The 18,249-nt window shown below is 66.8% G+C and carries 18 protein-coding genes; 17 read left to right on the top strand and 1 reads right to left on the bottom strand.

Features of this window, described 5'->3' with window-relative positions; genetic code table 11:
• Position 1: 1 nt before the first annotated feature.
• From AC1ROX_RS13275 to AC1ROX_RS13200, 16 genes are all read left to right on the top strand, one after another.
• On the top strand, positions 2–4,828 hold the full coding sequence (locus AC1ROX_RS13275) for a tape measure protein (RefSeq protein WP_493126244.1): 4,827 nt from the start codon (positions 2–4) through the stop codon (positions 4,826–4,828).
• 1 nt (position 4,829) lies between these two features.
• Positions 4,830–6,551: a hypothetical protein gene (locus tag AC1ROX_RS13270; protein ID WP_493126242.1), complete on the top strand. Its 1,722-nt coding sequence runs from the start codon at positions 4,830–4,832 to the stop codon at positions 6,549–6,551.
• A 1-nt stretch (position 6,552) separates the two neighbouring features.
• Positions 6,553–7,230 carry a hypothetical protein gene (locus AC1ROX_RS13265; protein ID WP_493126240.1) on the top strand — a complete coding sequence of 226 codons (678 nt, stop codon included), beginning with the start codon at positions 6,553–6,555 and terminating at the stop codon, positions 7,228–7,230.
• Positions 7,231–7,243: 13 nt separating this feature from the next.
• Positions 7,244–7,702 (top strand): hypothetical protein, encoded by a 459-nt coding sequence (locus AC1ROX_RS13260; protein WP_493126238.1) that lies wholly within the window; start codon positions 7,244–7,246, stop codon positions 7,700–7,702.
• Positions 7,702–7,824, top strand: a complete 123-nt coding sequence (locus AC1ROX_RS13255) for a hypothetical protein (RefSeq protein WP_493126236.1) — start codon at positions 7,702–7,704, stop codon at positions 7,822–7,824. Before AC1ROX_RS13260 ends, AC1ROX_RS13255 begins: the two co-directional genes overlap by 1 nt.
• 3 nt (positions 7,825–7,827) lie before the next feature.
• Positions 7,828–9,177, top strand: coding sequence for a phage head spike fiber domain-containing protein (locus AC1ROX_RS13250; protein ID WP_493126234.1), 1,350 nt, complete (start codon positions 7,828–7,830; stop codon positions 9,175–9,177).
• Positions 9,178–9,191: 14 nt separating this feature from the next.
• Positions 9,192–9,521 (top strand): hypothetical protein, encoded by a 330-nt coding sequence (locus AC1ROX_RS13245; RefSeq protein ID WP_493126232.1) that lies wholly within the window; start codon positions 9,192–9,194, stop codon positions 9,519–9,521.
• Between the two features lie 6 nt (positions 9,522–9,527).
• Positions 9,528–10,430, top strand: a complete 903-nt coding sequence (locus tag AC1ROX_RS13240) for a hypothetical protein (protein ID WP_493126230.1) — start codon at positions 9,528–9,530, stop codon at positions 10,428–10,430.
• A gap of 13 nt (positions 10,431–10,443) precedes the next feature.
• On the top strand, positions 10,444–12,075 hold the full coding sequence (locus tag AC1ROX_RS13235) for a hypothetical protein (RefSeq protein WP_493126228.1): 1,632 nt from the start codon (positions 10,444–10,446) through the stop codon (positions 12,073–12,075).
• Between the two features lie 72 nt (positions 12,076–12,147).
• On the top strand, positions 12,148–12,492 hold the full coding sequence (locus tag AC1ROX_RS13230) for a hypothetical protein (protein ID WP_493126226.1): 345 nt from the start codon (positions 12,148–12,150) through the stop codon (positions 12,490–12,492).
• Positions 12,489–12,737 carry a hypothetical protein gene (locus AC1ROX_RS13225; protein ID WP_493126223.1) on the top strand — a complete coding sequence of 83 codons (249 nt, stop codon included), beginning with the start codon at positions 12,489–12,491 and terminating at the stop codon, positions 12,735–12,737. Before AC1ROX_RS13230 ends, AC1ROX_RS13225 begins: the two co-directional genes overlap by 4 nt.
• Complete coding sequence (locus AC1ROX_RS13220) at positions 12,734–13,105, top strand: hypothetical protein (protein WP_493126221.1); 372 nt, start codon at positions 12,734–12,736, stop codon at positions 13,103–13,105. Before AC1ROX_RS13225 ends, AC1ROX_RS13220 begins: the two co-directional genes overlap by 4 nt.
• 26 nt (positions 13,106–13,131) lie before the next feature.
• Positions 13,132–13,785, top strand: a complete 654-nt coding sequence (locus AC1ROX_RS13215; protein ID WP_493126219.1) for a glycoside hydrolase family 19 protein — start codon at positions 13,132–13,134, stop codon at positions 13,783–13,785.
• Complete coding sequence (locus AC1ROX_RS13210; protein WP_493126217.1) at positions 13,782–14,231, top strand: hypothetical protein; 450 nt, start codon at positions 13,782–13,784, stop codon at positions 14,229–14,231. The genes AC1ROX_RS13215 and AC1ROX_RS13210 overlap by 4 nt, the downstream gene beginning before the upstream one ends.
• A gap of 117 nt (positions 14,232–14,348) precedes the next feature.
• On the top strand, positions 14,349–14,789 hold the full coding sequence (locus tag AC1ROX_RS13205) for a ubiquitination-like system serine protease family protein (protein WP_493126215.1): 441 nt from the start codon (positions 14,349–14,351) through the stop codon (positions 14,787–14,789).
• Positions 14,790–14,881: 92 nt separating this feature from the next.
• Entirely contained in the window at positions 14,882–15,109 is a 228-nt protein-coding gene (locus AC1ROX_RS13200) for a hypothetical protein (protein WP_493126213.1), read from the top strand.
• A 552-nt stretch (positions 15,110–15,661) separates the two neighbouring features.
• On the opposite strand, the gene AC1ROX_RS13195 is transcribed toward AC1ROX_RS13200, so the two are convergent.
• Complete coding sequence (locus AC1ROX_RS13195) at positions 15,662–16,309, bottom strand: hypothetical protein (RefSeq protein ID WP_493126211.1); 648 nt, start codon at positions 16,307–16,309, stop codon at positions 15,662–15,664.
• A 203-nt stretch (positions 16,310–16,512) separates the two neighbouring features.
• Here AC1ROX_RS13195 and AC1ROX_RS13190 point away from each other — a divergent pair, with 203 nt between their 5' ends.
• The gene (locus AC1ROX_RS13190; protein ID WP_493126210.1) at positions 16,513–18,165 is read left to right on the top strand and encodes a hypothetical protein; all 1,653 of its coding nucleotides are present in this window, start codon (positions 16,513–16,515) and stop codon (positions 18,163–18,165) included.
• The last annotated feature ends 84 nt before the right edge of the window (positions 18,166–18,249 follow it).

Genomic DNA, 18,249 nt, shown 5'->3' with positions numbered 1-18,249 from the left:
CATGGAAGATCTCGCCGCTCTCGGCTTTGCGATCGACAGCACCCCGCTCACGGAATCCGAGCGGGCGCTGGACCGGATGGCGTCCGCCGCCGTGAAGGTCGACGCGGCGACGCGCGGCGCGACCGATGCCCAGCGAGGTCTCGGCGCCGCGACCGCGACCACCACTTCGGCGACGGATAAGCAGTCAGAATCGATCCGACGCGCGACCCAATATGATGAGTCTTTGGCTGCCGCGTATCGCCGGGCGACGGCGCAGGTCACAGCCGACGCGCAGGCGCGCGTAGCGGCGATCCGGACCGTTGAAACTGCGGTCACCGCGGCGGCAAGGCACGAGGCTGACGCCTATGCGATCGCGCGCCGGTCGGCTGAGGGCTACGCCCGGGCGGCGCAGCAGAGCATGCTCGAGGCCACTCGCGCGAGTAGTCGCGAACTCATGGCCTCTGTCGCGGCGTCAACCGCCAGCATCAGGGCGCTGTACTTCGGCACGGCTGCGGCGGCGAACACCGCAGCGACCCAGATTTCGGCCGCCAATGCCCGGGTGGCGGCGTCGGCTGGCGCCGCAACGGGCTACATGGGCAGACCCGGTCAGGTCGGACTCAATGCTCAGCAGCGGGTGATGTTGGGCTACCAGCTCCAGGATGTCGGCGTCTCGCTGATCGGCGGCATGAACCCGTTGGTAGTTGCCGCCCAGCAAGGTCCGCAGATCTCGATGCTGTACGGCGGCGTGGGCAACATGATGCGCGCGATCCCAAAGCCGTTGCTATATGGCGGGCTGGCCACGGCAGCGGCCGGCGCCGGTCTCTACGGCCTCAACAGCATGGCGGAGTCGCAGGACGACGTCCGGGAACAGCAGCGACGCTTCACGACGCTTCTGGGCAGTCAGCGCGAAGCCGCGGCAGCCTATCAGGACATCCGCAAGGCAGCGGCCGAGACGGGTGTTGCCGTCGACGTCGCCACGGCGGCCTTCGTCTCCTTTGCCCGCGCCACCCAAGGTCTCGGTGCCAGCCGCACGGAAATCCAGAGCATCGCGACCAGCGTCGAGAAGCTGACGCAGATTGCCGGCGCCAACGAAGACGAGTCCAACGCCGCTGGCGGCGCTGTTGCCGACATGCTTAGGAAAAGCGTCGTCGGAGCCGAGGACCTGAGAAAGGTCCTGACGAATGTTCCTCAGATCGCGGACCAGATCGCGGCCGGCTTGGGCGTCTCGGTCACCCAGCTCCGTCTCATGGCCCAGGAAGGGACGCTCACCAACCGACAGGTCATGGATGGCCTAGTCCAGCGCGCCGGCGCCGTGAACGAAGAGTTCGCCAGAATGCCGAAGTCGGTCGGCAGCATCTTCAGCAGCATGGCGACGGATATCGGTGCCGTGCTGAAGGGCCTCGTCGACTCGATCCCGATCGTGAACCAGTATCGCGCGGTCCTCGAATTGGCCGCACGCGGGGCGAAAGCCCTTCGCGAAGCATCTGCTCCGGAGACGGCGCAACAGGTCTCTGCACGGACCTCTGCCGCTGGAGGCGGCCTAGCTCCCATCGGCCTCGGCGCCCCGGGGCTGTCGCCGGGCGCCCGAGCGGGGGCGATGGTGGCTCAGCGCGACTACTATGCCGCGCAAAACGACATCGCAGGGCAGGATATCCAGCAGTGGGCGACCTCGGTCCGCGATGCGGCCAAGGCCGGCGACGAGCTCGTCCTTTCCGCGGCCGCGATCGCTGAGAAATTCTCGCCTCTGAACCAGCAAGTGCGCGCGTCCAGTCAGAGCATCGACACGATGGAGAACGCGCTGGCCGCCCTCCAGAAGGGGGCGACCACCTTCAGCGCCGAGGAAGCCGCCCGCCAGATCGATATCCTGACCCGTAGCCTGGAGCGAGCCCGCGAACAGGCGGCGAACATCGATCCGGCGCTGCGATCGATCAACGATATCTCGCGCCGCGCCGAATGGCGAGCCAACGATCCGTCGGAAGCCGGGATGGCTCGACAGTCTCGCATTTACGATCTTATGCAGGCGGGTGCCAATCGGCAGGACGCCGAGACCGCGGCGTTGGCGGAGCAGCAGGAGAAGCTGGCAGATATAGTCAAGGCGAAGGAGATGGAGGCGGATGCTTCCAATCGCACGCTTGTCGCCACGCGTCTCGGCAAAACCGCGCTGATAGAAGCGCAGGTTGAAACCGCAAAGCTCGCCTTCATTGCGGCCTATGTCGGCAAGAACACCGAGGGATGGGAAAGGGAGATCGAGGCGTACACGAGCGCCGTTCGCAGTGTCCTGACCAACCAGAGCCTCATGGGCGGTGTCAACGCCTCGAAGCAGTACACCGATGCACTGGCGGGCATCGCGGCCCAAATGAAGATGGTCGAGCAGGGCGCCTATGCCATGCGCCGGGCCGAGGCCGAGGCTACTGCGGCCCGGGCCGACAACGGTACCGGCAAGCTTCAAATGGAAGTCTTCGACGCCCGGCAACGACTGACCGATGCTACCACCCTGCAGGGTCTGCGCGAGGAGATCGATCTCACCACCAAGTTGGCGGCGGCGGCGGGTGATGTCGCCAAGCAGAAGTCGATCCAGCTCGATTACGACATCAAGCGCGCCCAGCTTGCTGCCGGCCCGGGGGCCAGGGCCGATATCGAACGAGCGATGCGCGACAAGGCCGTAGCCGATCAGACCCGCGACCTCGCCGAAGGCGCAGCCGCGATGGAGCGGCAGCTTGCCCTGACGACCGAGCAAACGGCGTTGGTCCGTTCGGGCAACGCCGACTATGCCGCACAGCTCGCGATGTTCCAGAAGCGGAACGAGCTCGCCGCGAAGGGCGTCGATATCGAATCCGATGCCAATGCCCAGCGACAGGTCGCCCTGGCGGGGGATCAAGCCCGAGCCGATGTGGCGCTCAATCAGGCCCGCGACGCCGCCGATGCCACGAAGCGTACGTGGATGAACGCCTTCGACAATGTGCAGACCTTCGGGGCCGACACTTTCTACGGCATCTTCACCGGGGCCACGCTCAACGGCGCGGACGCTGCGACTTCGCTGAAGAACATCTTCCTGAGGACTTTCGCCGACATCGCAGCCGCGGCCATTATCCGCCCGCTGATCGCGCCGATTTTCCAGGCGGGCCAATCGCTCGGCATCGTCCCTCAGGGTGTGGGTGGGGCGGCTTGGGGCGGCACGCCCACCGCTGCAAACTCGAATGGCATCAGCATGCCCGGCACCGGCAGCATGGGCTGGTTCGGCGACACCTTCAGTGGCATCGGGAACTGGCTGAAGTCACCGATCGGCGGCTTCGGAGGCCCGCTGCAAGGCAGCTCCCCGGCCGCCATGGCGGCCCCCACTGGCGCGACTGGTGCCGGCGGCGGCTGGCTCGGCGGCACCACCTGGGGGCAGGGCCTCGGTGCGCTCGCCGGCGCCGGCATGGGCATCTATCAGCTCGCCACGGCGAACGGTAACACCGGCAAGACCATCGGCGGCATCGGTTCGCTGATCGGCGCCGGCGTCTCCCTGATCCCCGGCATCGGCCAGGTCGCCGGTCCGATCATCAGCATCCTGTCGAGCATCATCCCGAGCCTGTTCGGCGAGCCCGACACCCGCACCCACAGCTCGACGAATGCCAATCTGCGCTATGGCGATGGTGGCTGGTACACGACCGGCGGCGCCTGGGGAGCGGGAGCGAATTCCGGCCAGTCGGAGAGCGCGCTGCGCGGCACCACGACGGGCATCGATTCGATCTTCGATCTCATGGGCGGCGTGAAGGATCCGTCGAGGGTCTGGGGATTGAACCTCAACAGCTGGACTGCCCAGGGCAAGGACTGGTCTTACACAAGCCGCGATACCGCGTTGGTCGATCCCAACGGCAATCGCGAAGCCTGGCGCATGAATATGGACGACATGATGGACACCGGCGCGGCCCAGGTGGCGATCCGGTCCATCCTGTCGGGCGCCACCGGCGAGATCACGGCCACGATGAAGACCGCCCTGGAGCACATGCGTGCCGCGGCAATGGGCATCAAAGAGACCGCGGAAAGCATCGTCTTCGTCGAGGACGTCTACGAGCGCCTCGGCAAGGGCACCCTGACCATCAAGGCGCAGTTCGATGCGCTGGAGAAGCAGTTCGGCGACATGACCGACACCGCCAAGAAGCTCGGTCTCGCCCTGGAGCCCGTCGCGGCAGAGCAGAAGAAGCAGACGGAACGGCTCGGCCAGGATTACATCGACAATCTGATCGATCCTGTCGCGGCCGGTCTCCGCGCCTGGGCGGACGAGAAGGCCTCGATCCTGGAGAACATCGAGTACATCAAGGCGCACACCGATGTCGTCGTCGACCAGGCCCGCATCACCGAAGCCCTGATGCGCCGGGAAGCCGATCTCAAGGACCAGCTTCTCGGTGGCTCGATCTCGCAGATCCAGGATGCCATCAAGCGACTGACCCCGGGCGGCGATCTGGCCAACCTCGATCCGCGCGGCACGCTTGCAGGCCTTGAGGCGACCTACCAGGCCACCCGGGCGCAGGCCTTTGCCGGCGACATTTCGGCCTATCAGCGAATCGCGGGAGAGGGCACCGCGTTTGCCGAGTACTCGAAGTCCTTCAATGCCGGTGATGCGAATTACAACGCTGTTCGCGACCAGGTCTTGGCGGACTTCACGGAGCTGGCCGCCCGGGCGGGCCAGCCGGTACAGCCGGCGCCGTCGGAGGGTGGGACGTCGGCTGCCTCCGCCAACGGCGCCCAGATGCAGCAGCTCATGGCGGCCTTCGATATCTCGCAGAAAGACAATGCCGAGCTTCGCGCTCAGCTGTCGAAGATGACCGCCGTGCTCTCGCGCTACGTGACGACGCAGGCCGCCTGACATGGCGCAGACGGAATACGCCGAGTTTTTCCCGCCGCTCGGCCAGATCGGCGGGCCGGGTCAGCCATGGCCGCTCGCCTATGGCGTCGACCCACTCGACTTCGGCGCCTATCGCGACAAGGACCTGCTGCTGGTCGCCGAGCCGGTAGATCCCGCCAGCGGCCCGTCGCTTGGCCTGTTCGGTCCGCTCGGCGACATGGTCTATCCCGAAGGCGGCTCCTGGGGCTGGAAGGGCGGCAAGGTCGTGATCTATCCCGCCGCCACGGCGGGCCGCTCGACCGATAACGACGACACGCCCGCCGCGATCTACATCCACGGCGGACTGCCGGCGTCGCCGAACTTCGCCTCGTCACTGTTCGATGGCGTCGACCCGCTGACCCGCAGCCGACCCACGGTGGGCGAGATCGAGATCATCGATCCGGCGGGCGAGTTGGACTGGTTGCTCGACTATGTCTGGGACGGGGCCCGGTTGACCCTGAAGCGCGGGCGGCGAGAGACGCCGCTCAAGACTTGGGAGACGGTGGCGCGCTTCACCACCTCTGGGCTGGTGCCGGCGCTCGACGCCAAGCGCTTCGCCCTGCGCGATCTCGGCTGGCAGCTGCAGGGACCTCTGCACAGCGAATACTACAAGGGCACCGGCGGCCTCGAGGGCGAGGCCGATCTCGCCGGCCGCTGGAAGCCGTGGGCGCTGGGCTACAGCTTCAACAATGAGCCCGTCCTGCTGAGCGCGGCCGACCAGATCTTCCAGTGGAGCCTGGGCGCGTCACAAGCGCTGCTGGCGTTCAAGCACGGCGGCGTCGTGCTGCCGATCCACGACGACTATCCGACCTACGAGGAACTGGCGGCGGCGGCGATTCCGTCGGGCGAGGTCGGCACCTGCCTCGCGAACTCACTGGTGCGACCGAACATCGATCTTCAGTACGGCGTCCGCGTCGATGTCATCGGGGACGCCGATACCGCCTACGGGCATCCCGGACCAACGACCCGCGCCGCGATCGCGCGCCGCATCGCCACGACCCGCGGCGCCAATCGGCTCGACGACACCGCCGACATCGACATGACCGGATTCAACCGGCTGGAGATCCGGCACGCGGCCCCGGTCGGCTGGTACTTCGGCGAGGAGATCAGCAAGGCCGATGCCCTCGACCTCGTCATGGCCGGCATCCTGGGCTGGTGGCGTCTGCGGCCCGATGGTCTGCTGACGGTGGGCTTCGTCGAATCCCCGAAGACCGGATCGTCGCTGTCGATCGCGTACCGGGAAGAGGGGATGGGTGAACCCCGTGTGGTCGGTGTCGGTGTCCCGCGCGCCGGCACCAACATGGCCTGGCGGACGAATGGGGCGCCGCAGGGACGCAGCGATCTGGCGCCGGCGGTCGACGACGCCACCGCCGAGATCCTGGGCAAGGAAGCCCGCTACGCCACCTCGGCCTCGCCGGCGGTGGCGACGCTCTATCCAACCGCGCGCACCGCGATCGTCGCCAACTCCGGGTTCTGGAACGAGGACGATGCCGCGATCGAGGCGGCCCGGCAACAGGGCATCCTCGACGTGCCCCGCAAGCGCTGGCAGTGGCCGATGAAGGTCGATCCCTATGCCGACCTGCTGGGCTCCGTGGCGACCCTGACCGGCTTCGACCGGCTGGCGGCCGGCGCGGCGCTGCCACTGCTGGCCGTGGGCCTCGATGCGCAGGGCGCCGATGAAGTGATCTTCGACTGGTGGGGATGAGATGGCGCACAGGATATTCGATCTCGCCCAGCAGCTGACGAGCTCGACGGGGACTGCGGCATTGGCGCTCGGCGCGGTGCCGGCCGGTTGCATCGGCTTCGCCGACCAGGGCGCCGTCGCCGGCGACACGTTCTGGGGCTGCGTCCGTCACCATACCGCCAACGAGGTCGAGGTCACGCTCTGCACCATCGTGGGCGACGGCACCATCACGCGCGCTGCCGTGCCGCTGATCTCGACCACCGGTGCCAAGATCGCCTTCTCGGCCGGGACCAAGACCATCACCTGCGTCGCGCCCGCGTCGAAGAGCGTCACGGCCGACAATAACGGCCTCTTCAGCTTCCCCGGCCCGGTCGCGGCCCGGGGCGTGCGCGAGGTCGTCATGCCGGCGGCGATCGTGGGCGGCGTGGTGGCCCTCAACCTGCAGCTGGGCGGCGTCTTCACGCTCCCGATCAACGGGAACATCACCTCGATCGACATCCAGAACGAGGTTGCTGGTTTCGGCCACAGCTTCACGATCGAGTTCACCGCCAACGGTACCGGCTACTCGCAGGTCTGGCCGTGGACCTGGATCAACGGCGCGCCTGTCCTCACCACCACGAACGGCAAGCGCGACCTGGCCGTGGTCTGGTCGATCGACGGGGTCAACTTCTTCGCCGCGATGGTGGCGCAGAACTACTGAAGGAGCAGCCCTCATGAGAATAAGCGTCGACCTGACCGTCACCGCCGGCGCCTATACCGCCGGCATGGCCGTGGGCAGCAAGATCGTACTCCCAAGTATTGTGGAGGGGATCGCCGCCTACGGATCAGAACTCAGGTGCGCCATCGTCGATGCCCTGATCATCGACAAGGCCGGACAGCAGCAACCCTATGATCTGGTGCTCTTCAACGCCGACCTCACTGGTACCGTGACCGATCGGCAGACCTTCAATCTTCACGACTCCGATCGGTCAAAGCTGCTGGGCTTCATCCCCCTGGTGGACATCTCGCCGGTCGGCACCGGCGGCGTACTGATCGGCCGCACCAACCTCTACAAGCGCCTCACTCTGGTCGGTCGCACGGCCTATGCCGTACTGGTCGCGCGCGGCACGCCGACCTTCGCCAGTGCCGGTGATGTCACGGTGCAGGTCACCACCGAGCAGGTGAGGGACTGATGCGCTCGCTGGCCTCGCGCCTGGCGACGATGTTCGTCGCCCGGATCAAGACCTATCTCGCCGCCCAGAACGGCACCGACCGGATCGTCACCGAAGCCGGCGATTCCATCATCATGGAGTGAACGATGGCCGACCAGAAGGTTTCCCAGCTTGCCGAACTCGCCGCCGGCGACCTCGATCCCGCGGCCGACTTCCTGCTCGTGTCGGACATGAGCGCGTCCGCGTCGAAGAAGATGAAGCCGTCGGAGATGATCCGGGCCTCGCTGCCCTATCTCTACACGGCCAACGACTTCACGACCGGAATGTTGTTGCCCACGGTGTCGTTTGCCGCCGCTTCGACGCGCTGGCGCTACAACAGCTCCGGCGTTCTGGTGCCGGAGACGACCGACGTGCCGCGCTTCCAGTACAATCCGGCGACGCTGGCCGCGCGCGGGCTGCTGATCGAGGAGGCGAGGACCAATCTCGTGCTGCGGTCGGCGGAGTTCAGCAACGGCTCGATCTGGCCGCTGACCCGCGCCACGGTGAGCGCGGATACGGCGGTGGCGCCGGACGGCACGACCAGCATGGACAAGTTGGTCGAGAACACGGCGGCCAGCAACAACCACTACATCGAGAATGGATCCTTCTCGGTCACGAGCGGTCAATACTACGCAGCCTCCGTGTTCGCGAAGGCCGGCGAGCGTGTGTGGCTCTACATCTGGCTGGTCACCAGCTTCGGTGCGACGGCGCGGTCCTACTTCAACGTGACGGCCGGCGCCGGGGCGCTCGGCACGCTCGGCCCCGGAGCCGTGGCGGCGTTCATCCAGGACGTCGGCAACGGCATCTACCGCTGCACGGTGATCGCACAGGCGACGGCGACAGGAACCGCCTCCATGCGGATCGGGCTGGGGACAGGCGACAACATCGTGAACTACACCGGCGACGGCACCAGCGGCCTGCATCTGTGGGGCGCAGATCTGCAGGCCGGCGACGCTGCGGCCAGCCACATCCCGACGACGAGCGCGACCGTCGCCCGCGCCGCAGACGTGGCGCTGATCACGAATGCGAATGTCCTGACCGACCAGTGCTGGATCGTGAAGGGCCGCACGCCGCGCAAGATGTCGGGCGGTGCGGTCAATGTCGCCTTCCAGGCCGACGACGGGTCGGGCAACAACCGCCGCACTCTTCGCTACGGCACCGATGGCAGGCTGCATGCCATCGCGACCGTGGGCGGCGTCGACCAGTGCGACCTCGATCTCGGCGCCGTGGCCAACGATACCGACTTCGCCGTCGCCGTCCGGTGGGCCAACAACAACTTCGCGGGCTCTCTCAACGGCGGCGCGATCGTAACTGATCTCTCCGGGCAGAACCCGCTAGGCGTGACGGCCGCCCGCGTGGGTCGCAGTTCGGCCGGCAACTACTGGAACTCAACCATCCGCACCATCGAGACGCGGCGCACGGCAAGCGATGCCAAGCTGCCGCTGCTCGCCGCCTAGAGGAGGGCACAGCCATGTGGTCACCCGCGATCTACTGCCAGCACCCCGATGAGGAAACGGCGCGTGCCGCCGCGGCGGCCCTGGGTGTCGACTTCCCGCCGTCGGGCCGCATTCCCGCCGGGAACCAGAACTATGCCATGCATGCGCCGATGCAGCCGCCCTGGGCGACGCCGCCGGTCGTCGACGGCGACGGTGTCGAGGTGACGCCCGGCGTCCCGGAACCGGGCTACTGGTCGATGCTGCGCCTCAACATGGACTGGGCCGGTTACCAAGCGACCATGGACGCGATCGAGGCGGCCGGCGTGCGCCGCGAGCTCGACGATCCGCCGGTCGTCTGGGCCTGAAGCAGCATGCCGACGAGCCCCGCCCCGTACAGCGTGCAGCCGATCGGGGCGGGGGACCCGTACCTGGCACCGGTCGCGGCGCGGCAGAACTGCCTCTTCCTTTCGTCGCGCACGATCGACCGGGCCACGGTGGTCGCGAGCACCGAAGTCAGCGGCCTCCGGGCTTCGTTCCTGGCCGACATCCAGCCGGCGAAGAAGTGGCGGACGACCGGCAAGACCGGCCAGTACCTCAACATCACGCTGGAGCAGGGCGAGTCCTGCGACACGGCCACCTTCATCGCGCCGAACTTCGGCCCTTCGACCGTCGTCAGGATCTACGCCGCCGAAACGGCCGACGCGCTTCTGTCGGCGCCTGCGCTCGATACCGGCTGGCAGAGCCCGTGGCAGGGTGGCGAAAAGCCGGTCGTCCTCGACTGGCCGGTCTTCATCGGTCTCCTGCGCTGGACCAACACGGCGGCCTACAAGTACTGGCGCATCGAGTTTGCCGATCCCGGCGCGCTGCTGAGCTATTTCGACCTCAGCCGGCTGCTGTTTGGGCGGTCCTTCCAACCGCGCTTCAACGTCGACGTCAATCCGGCGATCGGCCTGCAGTCGCCGGACGTGCAGAGCCGGACACCGTTCGCCCGCACCTATACCGACCCGCGCGGCCCGGCCTCGCGCCGCCTGACTCTGCCGCTCTCGGCAGTCAATCACGACGAGCTGGCCGGGTCGCTGTTCGAGCTACAGCGCTATTGCGGTCTGGCGCGCGACTTCGTCTTCGCGCTCGATCCCGGTGCCCTGCGGAAGGACGCCCACCTCTACACGCTTCAGGCGCTGTTCGCCGACCAGGCGCAGTTCGAGGCTCAGCCCTGGTGGGACGGCGCCGATCAGACCTGGCGGACCTCGCTCACCCTTACCGAACCGATCTGACAGAGAGGCCGACATGGCGCGGACGTTTGCCGAAGAAACCGTCGAGGTCAGCAACACGACGGGGACCGGTCCCTATTCTCTCGATGGTGCGAAGGGCGATTATTTCCCGTTCGATGCCTCGTATGGTTCGGGTGACAAGCCGGCCTACGTCGTGCGCAACAACAAGAACACCAAGGTCGAATTCAACCGTGGTGGCGTCTACACGCCGGGCTCGCCGGCCACCCTGGCGCGCGGGGTCTGGAAGTCGACGAACGGCGATGCACCGGTGTCCTGGACGGTCGACGACCTGCCGCTGACAGTCTATGTGCCCGCGTCGGCCGAGGTCCACGAAGGTGCCGTCACGGGCTGGCTGGCGGGATCGCGTCACGCGCTGCTGCGCGCCGGCGCGCGCTGGTGGGACGACACACTCGGTCTGGCGGTGGGCTGGTTCGACACGCTGGTCACCGGGCCTGCCGCGGACACGCGAATCGGCTACTACGACGCCGTCAAGGATGCCTACTTCCCCGACAGCCGCCGCCCGTCGGTGGCGGTCGGCGCCGCCAACAAGGCCGTGGCCGCCTCCGACATCGGGGTCTGCTTCTCCTTCAACACGACCGCGGCCGCCCGCACCGTGACCCTGCCGGCCGGCAGCACGGTGAAGGACGGATTCACGACGTCGCATGTCGGCCTCGACATCGCCAACGGTCTCATCTTCACGCCTGATGCCGGCGACGGGATCGACGGCGGCGCCGATGGTGTGACCCTCACGGTTCCGGGCAAGGTGCCGGTGTCGATGCGCTGGGATGCGGCGCGCGAGACCTGGGCCAGTTCCTACGTGCCGGCGCAGGCCCCGAACTGGGCCGGTCGGCGCCAGACCGTGGCAGCCGGCCGGGTCGATTCCTCCGGTCTGCCCAACATCCTGCCGGCCTCGAGCGTGTCGCTCAATCTCACCACCGATCTCGGCGGTGTCACGCTGGCCGTTGCCGCCGCCAACGGCTGGCTCGCTGCGAACGGCCGGCCCAACGACCTGGTGGGCTACACCGCCAGCAACTTCACCTGGTCGAGCCTGACGGCCAGCCGCGCCGCTGCGACCCCGAACTTCATCTACGTCGTCGTCAACGCCGACGGCACGCTGACGCCGGGCAAGACCCTGTTGCCGCCGATCTATCAGTGGGGCGGCACGCCCGCCGTCACCGCCGGCCAGTTCACCTTCAACATCGCCGAGATGAAGGGCCATCTCGGCAACGGCGCCTCGGCACCGCAGACCAATGCGGTGTTCATCGGCGAAGCCGCGACCGACGGCAGCACCGTGATCTCGACCGTCACCTATGCCTTCAACGGGCGGTTCGAATCGGCGTGGACCGCGACGCTCCCCAGTTCGGGCGTGCTCGTCACCGCCTCGCACAACATCGGCTGCCAGCCGCGCGATGCCGATTACGTCATGGAATGCACGACGATCGACAAGGTCTGGCCGGTCGGCCGCCAGATTCGCGGGTCCAGCGTATTCGGCACTAATGGCTCGCAGAACACGGTCGGCACAACCAATCTTGTGGTTGAAATGATGAACGCCGGCTTCCTGGGGCAAACCTACAATTCGCCCTCCGCCAGCGCCTTCACGTTGGGCAGCTGGAAATACAAGTTCGTCGCCGATCGCGGCTGGGGCTGAGCGATGTGGCGGGCTGAAGCCGCCGTCTTCCGTTTCGCCGCGGCGAAGTGAGGAACCGTGCCGGAATGGTTGATGCAGTTGCTCGTCGCTGGTGGCGGCCTGGGGCTCTTGGCCACGGGCTTCGGCTCGTGGCTGAAGGACCGGCGCGAGGATCGTCGTGCAGCGGTGCAGCGGGAGATCGACGAGAAGAAGGCGCTCAAGGAGCACGGCGAGAAGCTGCAGGAGAAGGTCGAGAGCCTGCTTCACGATGCTGTTGCTCAGGCCAAGGAACTCAACGCCCAAATGGTCGAGCGCATCAAGATGGACGATCAGCAGAACACCGTCCTCACCGCGGCGACCGATGCGTTGAAGGAGAACGCCAAGCTCCTGGCACGCCTGGAGCCGTTGCTCGCAAAACTGCTGGAGCTCAAGCCATGAGCCCGTCCGAAGACGCCGACCGTCGCATCGCCGAGCTCGAGCAGAGGCTGGCCCAGATCCAGGACGAGCAGACAACACCGCTGCAATTCGAAGCGAACCTGCGGCGCCAGCGTCTCGGTGCGGCGTTGGCCACGGCGGCCGTCATGGCCACCACGGCGTCCGGTTTCATCGCCGACCTGGCCAACGATTTCGAGCGCAGCGTTCAGCGAATGGCCGACGATCTCAACGGGGGCGGGGAACGATGATCGATCGACTGGTTGCGGCTGCCGCCGGCATGGCGGCCGCGCTCTACATCATGGCCGCCGCGGTGGCGTGGTTCCGTGTCGCCTTCCCGCAGCCGTCACCGTCGCTCGCCAAGCGCGTGATGCTGGATCGTGCCGTGGCTTGGTCGGCGCTGTCGGCGCTGTTTTCCGTGGTGGTTGCCGTGAAGCTCAGCTGGACCGAATGGGACAACCGGGGTGTCGACCTCATCCTGCTGGTCGCCTGCTTCGTCGTGTTTGCCGCCGGGCTGGTTTCGGTGCGCGCCATCACCATGGCCGCTTTCGGAAACCGCGTCCTGGTGGCGTTCGTCGCAGTCTCGCTCGCCGTCGGGCTGTTGATCCTGCTGCTCTGACGACTCCCTCAAGGAAAGGACTTCATATGCTTACGGAACAGCTTCTCCGGAAGGCGATGCCGCTCGCCGGCAGCCGTCTCGACCCGCACCTGCCGTACATCGGCCCGGCGACGGAGAAGGGTGGCATCACGACACCCGACCGCATCGCGGCGTTCCTCGCCCAGGTCGCCCACGAGAGCAAAGAGTACCTGTTCATGCAGGAACTGGCCGACGGCTGGGCGTACGAGGGCCGCGCGGATCTCGGCAACGTCCAGCCCGGCGACGGCCCGCGCTTCAAGGGCCACGGACCGATACAGATCACCGGCCGGACGAACCACCGTAATTGCGGCCGCTCCCTTGGCATCGATGCCGAGCGCGACCCGCTGCTGCTGACCGAACCGCGCTACGGTACCGCCGCCGCGGTCTGGTTCTGGACCCAGGGCAACGGTCAAATCGACCTCAACCTGCTGGCGGACCGCGGCTGGTTCAAGGCGATCACCAAGGTCATCAACGGCGGTTACACCGGGCTCAGCGATCGCCGCCAGTATTGGGACCGCAATCGCGCGCTGCTCGACCTGCCGCCGATCGACCTCGATCAGGAGGCCTACAGCATCGCGGAATTCCAGCGGGCACGCGGGTTGTTCGGGGACGGCGTTGCCGGCCCGAAGACCTTTGCGGCCGTCCGCGCGGCCGCAGCATGATCGCCTTCCTCGCCCGGAACCCGCTCGCCAGCGGCCTCGGCATCGCGGCTTTCGCGCTGGCGCTGCTGCTGGGCCTGCAGACCGTGCGCCTTGCATTGAGCGAGCGCGAGACCGCTGTGGCCGAGCGCGCCCTAGACGCCGAGAGGTTGAAGCACGAGCAGTTCAAGACCGCTCTGGCTACCGAATCGCTGCGCGTCGAACGCGAGGCCAAGGCGAAGTCCGACGCCGGCATCAAGGAACTCGCGGAAGAGGTCCGCAGCGTCGGCCTCGTCGCCACCCAAGCCAGAACGGAGATCCGCCTTGTCCCTGCCTCGAACGGCGGTCCGTGCGGCCGCGATCCTGCTTATGTCTCTATGCTCAACGGCGTGTCTGCAATCCTCGCCGCAGGAGGTGCCGGTCGTGACAAAGGTCAAGCCGGGGCCGGAACTGCTGCGAAAGTGCGATAGGCCGATGCAGCCGGATCCGGCGAAGGGCGTCGCATACAACGGCGAGGCCATGATCGACATCGCCGCGAAGGGCGAGGAATGCGCGGCGCGGATGAGCGCGCTGGTCGATTGGTTCGAATGATGGGACAGGTCAGCGCGGTCCTGCGCAACGGCGACGGCATGTACGCGCACTGGTGCCCTGGCTGCGAGCGCATGCACTACATCAACACCGAGGCCGACGGCGGCCCGGTCTGGTCTTTTGATGGCAACGTCGACAGGCCGACATTCCAGCCCAGCGTCAAGATCACCTACAACGGGCCCGACGCTGGCCAGGAACGCGATAGCGGTCGGGCGCCGGCCGCATGCTGCCACTACTTCATCAGGGCAGGCCAGATTGAGTTTTGCTCCGACAGCACCCATGCCCTGGCAGGGCAGACGGTCGCGTTGCCGCCGAGGGCGATCCGGCGAGATCTGTCTGCCTCACGGACAACGGCCGGCGGCTCGGCATGGGGGCACGATGGGGACCCCGGCCAGCGCACGCAAGGTGACCCGTTGTTCAGCCCGGAGACGAACATGTAGTCCGCCTCGACACTCCTTGCGGCCAGCCCCGCCCGATGACCCCGGGGCGGGCGCTTCTTCGTTTTCGGACGTGGCGCTATGCTCCGCGCGCCATGGCCAAGTCCAAGCCTACCGCAGCTGAGACCCTCGCGCTGCACATCATGCGCGCGCTCCATGCCGCGACCGAAGGCCGGCCGATGGAGTGGCGATCGCTGGCCGGGATCTCCGCTGTCGGCGACACGCAGGAGGCGGTGCAGCTCGCCGTCGATCGCGGCTGGCTGCTAGTCGAGGACGGGCACAGCATCTGCCTCACTGATGAAGGTCGCCGCCGCGCGGGGTGATCGGATCGCTGATGACCACATGCTCGTCACGCCGCGGCGGTCTGTGTCGTACGACCGGTTCCTGGTCCAGGCTGAAGGTGTTCCGTCCGCCGAGCCCGTGACCGCCGCGATCTGTATGCAGCGGCATGGACAACGGTTGCCCGTCGTGACGAAGGCACCTTGCGGTACTTTCCAGGCCAGCGACGCGCGCTCAGAAGATGGTGACGACGTAAAGAACGACTCCAGCGGCCACGCAGGCGGCGCCAAAGCCACCGAGGAATTTCAGAAGGTCATCGTCCATGGCCGAAGTCCAAGGGGATCGAGTAGTTCGACGCTGCGGGCCGGGTCGAGCCGGCTGCCTTCTTGCGTTGGCGGCGGGGCGTCCCCCGCTGCACGTCCAACCGTGCCGCTCGCAGCGGATCGACCATAGCACGGGTCTGGGAGCCTGGGGCAGGTGCGCCGATACGGTGATCCCCGCCCTCGGAGCCTCACGGCCCGACTCCTCTCGGCGGGCAGATTTCCGGCCCTGGCGGCGGTCGACGACCTGCAGCATCGGGTCGGCCATGGTGTCGATCAGTCTCGCCATTCACGACGCGAGACGGGCGGCCGGGTGTCTGCCGTCCGCCATGGCTTGCTGCCGCGGAGACCGCGCTCGACCGGCTTCCCGTTCTTGTCGAAGGCTTGCAGTGTGCCAGGCTTGATGTTGCGCCAGCGCTGCGTCGGGTCCCAATCCCAATCAAAACTGACGGTGTCGCTGGCGAAAACCCACCGCCGGGATCCAAGCGCCAGAAACGAATATCTCTCCCCGTCGATGGTCAGCCAGTGCTGGTGCCAGGCACGCGTGACGCCACCCCTGCTCGGCGGGCGATCCTTGTCCTTCAGATACGCAGCGTAATCCTGGATCGCGGCTCTTTCGACCTTCATGCGCCAACTGTAACGGGGCGAAAAACCGCCGGGAAGTGTGGCGACGAATGCAGATGTCCGGCCTTGCCCGCCGCTGCGCATGGCGCCCAGCGTGTCGCCCAGGCGAACGGCATCAGCTTCCTTCTCGAACACGACCTGGACGATGTCCTCGCCGCGATCGCGGCTGGTACGGCCGCCCCATTCACCCGTCGCCGGCTGGGCGCGATCGGCCGCAGTGCGCGACACCTCCCGCGACAGCGGCTGACCAATCTGCGCTTCGGCGCATCCGACGTCGGGGTCTGGGTCAGGAGCCGACATGCCCGTCTTGGGCGATTCCTTCCTGCACTTGCCCGCTGCCCTTCGGGGTGGCGGGCTCTTTCTTCGTTTCGGATGGTTTCCAGTGCTTTGTCCAGATCGGCCAAGAGATCCGCCGCGGCTTAACGTCTCGACTCCAGTGGCTTTCTGCAGCACCGTGGATGGGAGCACGAGGCAGGCTTCGGCCTTCCGGAAAGAGGTTCAGCATGAGCACACGCCGCGACCTGCTGCGTACCAGCGTATCGATGATGGCGATGGCCGTGGTTGCGCCGGCAAATCTTTCCATCACGGCGCAGGCGCAGCCGGCGGTCCCCAACATGCCGCCCGCCAATCCCTTCCTGGCGACGAGTTCTTTTCCGATCTCCCACAGCAATCCTGGGGCGACCGAAGCGGTCGCTCACGCCGGACCGACCGCAGGTCGCAAACTGTCGGCTACCGATGTGAAGACGGTGCCCAACGTCTTCACCTCGCATCCGACGATCAAGAACGTGGGCGGCGAAAGAATCGTCATCGCCTCGGGCGTCGATGGCGTGCGCAAGATCCTGGCGACCGGCGACGCCTTCGAGTTCATCTCCTTCATCCCCTATCCCGGCCATGAGGACTATGTCGCGAAGGCGACGCCCGCCGCCCTGCAGGCCGCCCTCGACAAGGCCGACGCCGCCTACCGCGCGAAGGACGAAGCGACAATCCTCGCAATGTCTCAGCCGATGCAGGAGATCGGCTTTAACCGGCTGCAGATAGCGGGCGGCACCTACAACATGATCGACAAGGACGGCTTCCACTACGCGCCGGCTGGCGGGCTCGTCGTCGTCAAGACGACCGACGACAACCAGCCGCGCGGGCCGCTGCGCGTCGCGAAGGTCAAGGACCTTGCGCCGGATGTTCCCGCCGACCTCAAGGCAGGCGTCACCCACATCGTCGGCATCACGATGAGCTACGCCGGCGACGTCATGGTGGCCGCGCACGGCGCGCTCTTCCTGCTCGATCGCGACCTCGCCTTGAAGGGCCTGATGCCGCTGCCCGGCGAGGATGTCGAGAACAGCATCTGTGCCGACGAGCAGGGCATCTATGTCGTGACCTCGAAGCGGATGCTGAAGGTCGTCTGGACGGGCACGAAGCTCTCCGTCGCCGAGACCGATGGCGGCTGGGAATCGTCCTACAACACGATGAGTCCCGAGAAGGCCAAAGCCGCGGGCGCCCTCACCGTATCGGGCGGGTCGGGCACGACGCCGAGCCTGATGGGCTTCGGCAACGATCCCGACAAGCTCGTGCTGGTCTCCGACGGCGATCCCGACGGCGCGCAGGTCGTGGCGTTCTGGCGCGACAGGATTCCGGACGATTTCAGGCAGGTGCCGGGCACAAAATCGCGACGCATCGCCGGCCAGATCCGGACCGACATCTCCAAGGTGACGATCGAGCCCTCCTTCTCAGTGCTGGGTTATGGTGTCGTCGTCCAGAATGGCGCCTATCCGAAGCCTGAGCCAGACATCTGGGCCAACGCCTTCACCTCCGGCGTCACCCGGCCTGCGCCGCTCGGTATCCAGAAGTTCACCTGGAACACCGCAACCCGGTCATTCGAGAAGAACTGGATCAATCGCGACGTCGACAACACTGACGTCATGGTGCCGGTCGTCTCGGCCGCCAGCCGCATGATCTATCTCGCGAGCAAGCAGGACGGCGTCTACGAATATGTCGGCGTCGACTGGGACAGCGGCGAGACGAAGGCGCGCTGGCCCTTCCCCGACGATAGCCGCAAGTGGAACGCCTACGGCGGCATCACCGCGCTGCTGGAGGATGGCGACCTGCTGATCGGCGGCGTATTCGCCATCAAGAGGGTGAACATCGGCAAGAGCCGCTGAACAAAGGCGGCTTGGTTTTGACGGCCCGGCGCGGCGGAGCCGTTCGCAGCACTCGCCTCATTACTCGAAGCCCCACCCGGTGAC

It is taken from the genome of Reyranella sp. GW821-FHT14A01 (genome assembly GCF_058803965.1).
Note: the sequence above shows the minus strand (reverse complement) of the source record. Positions and strands in the feature narration are given on the sequence as shown.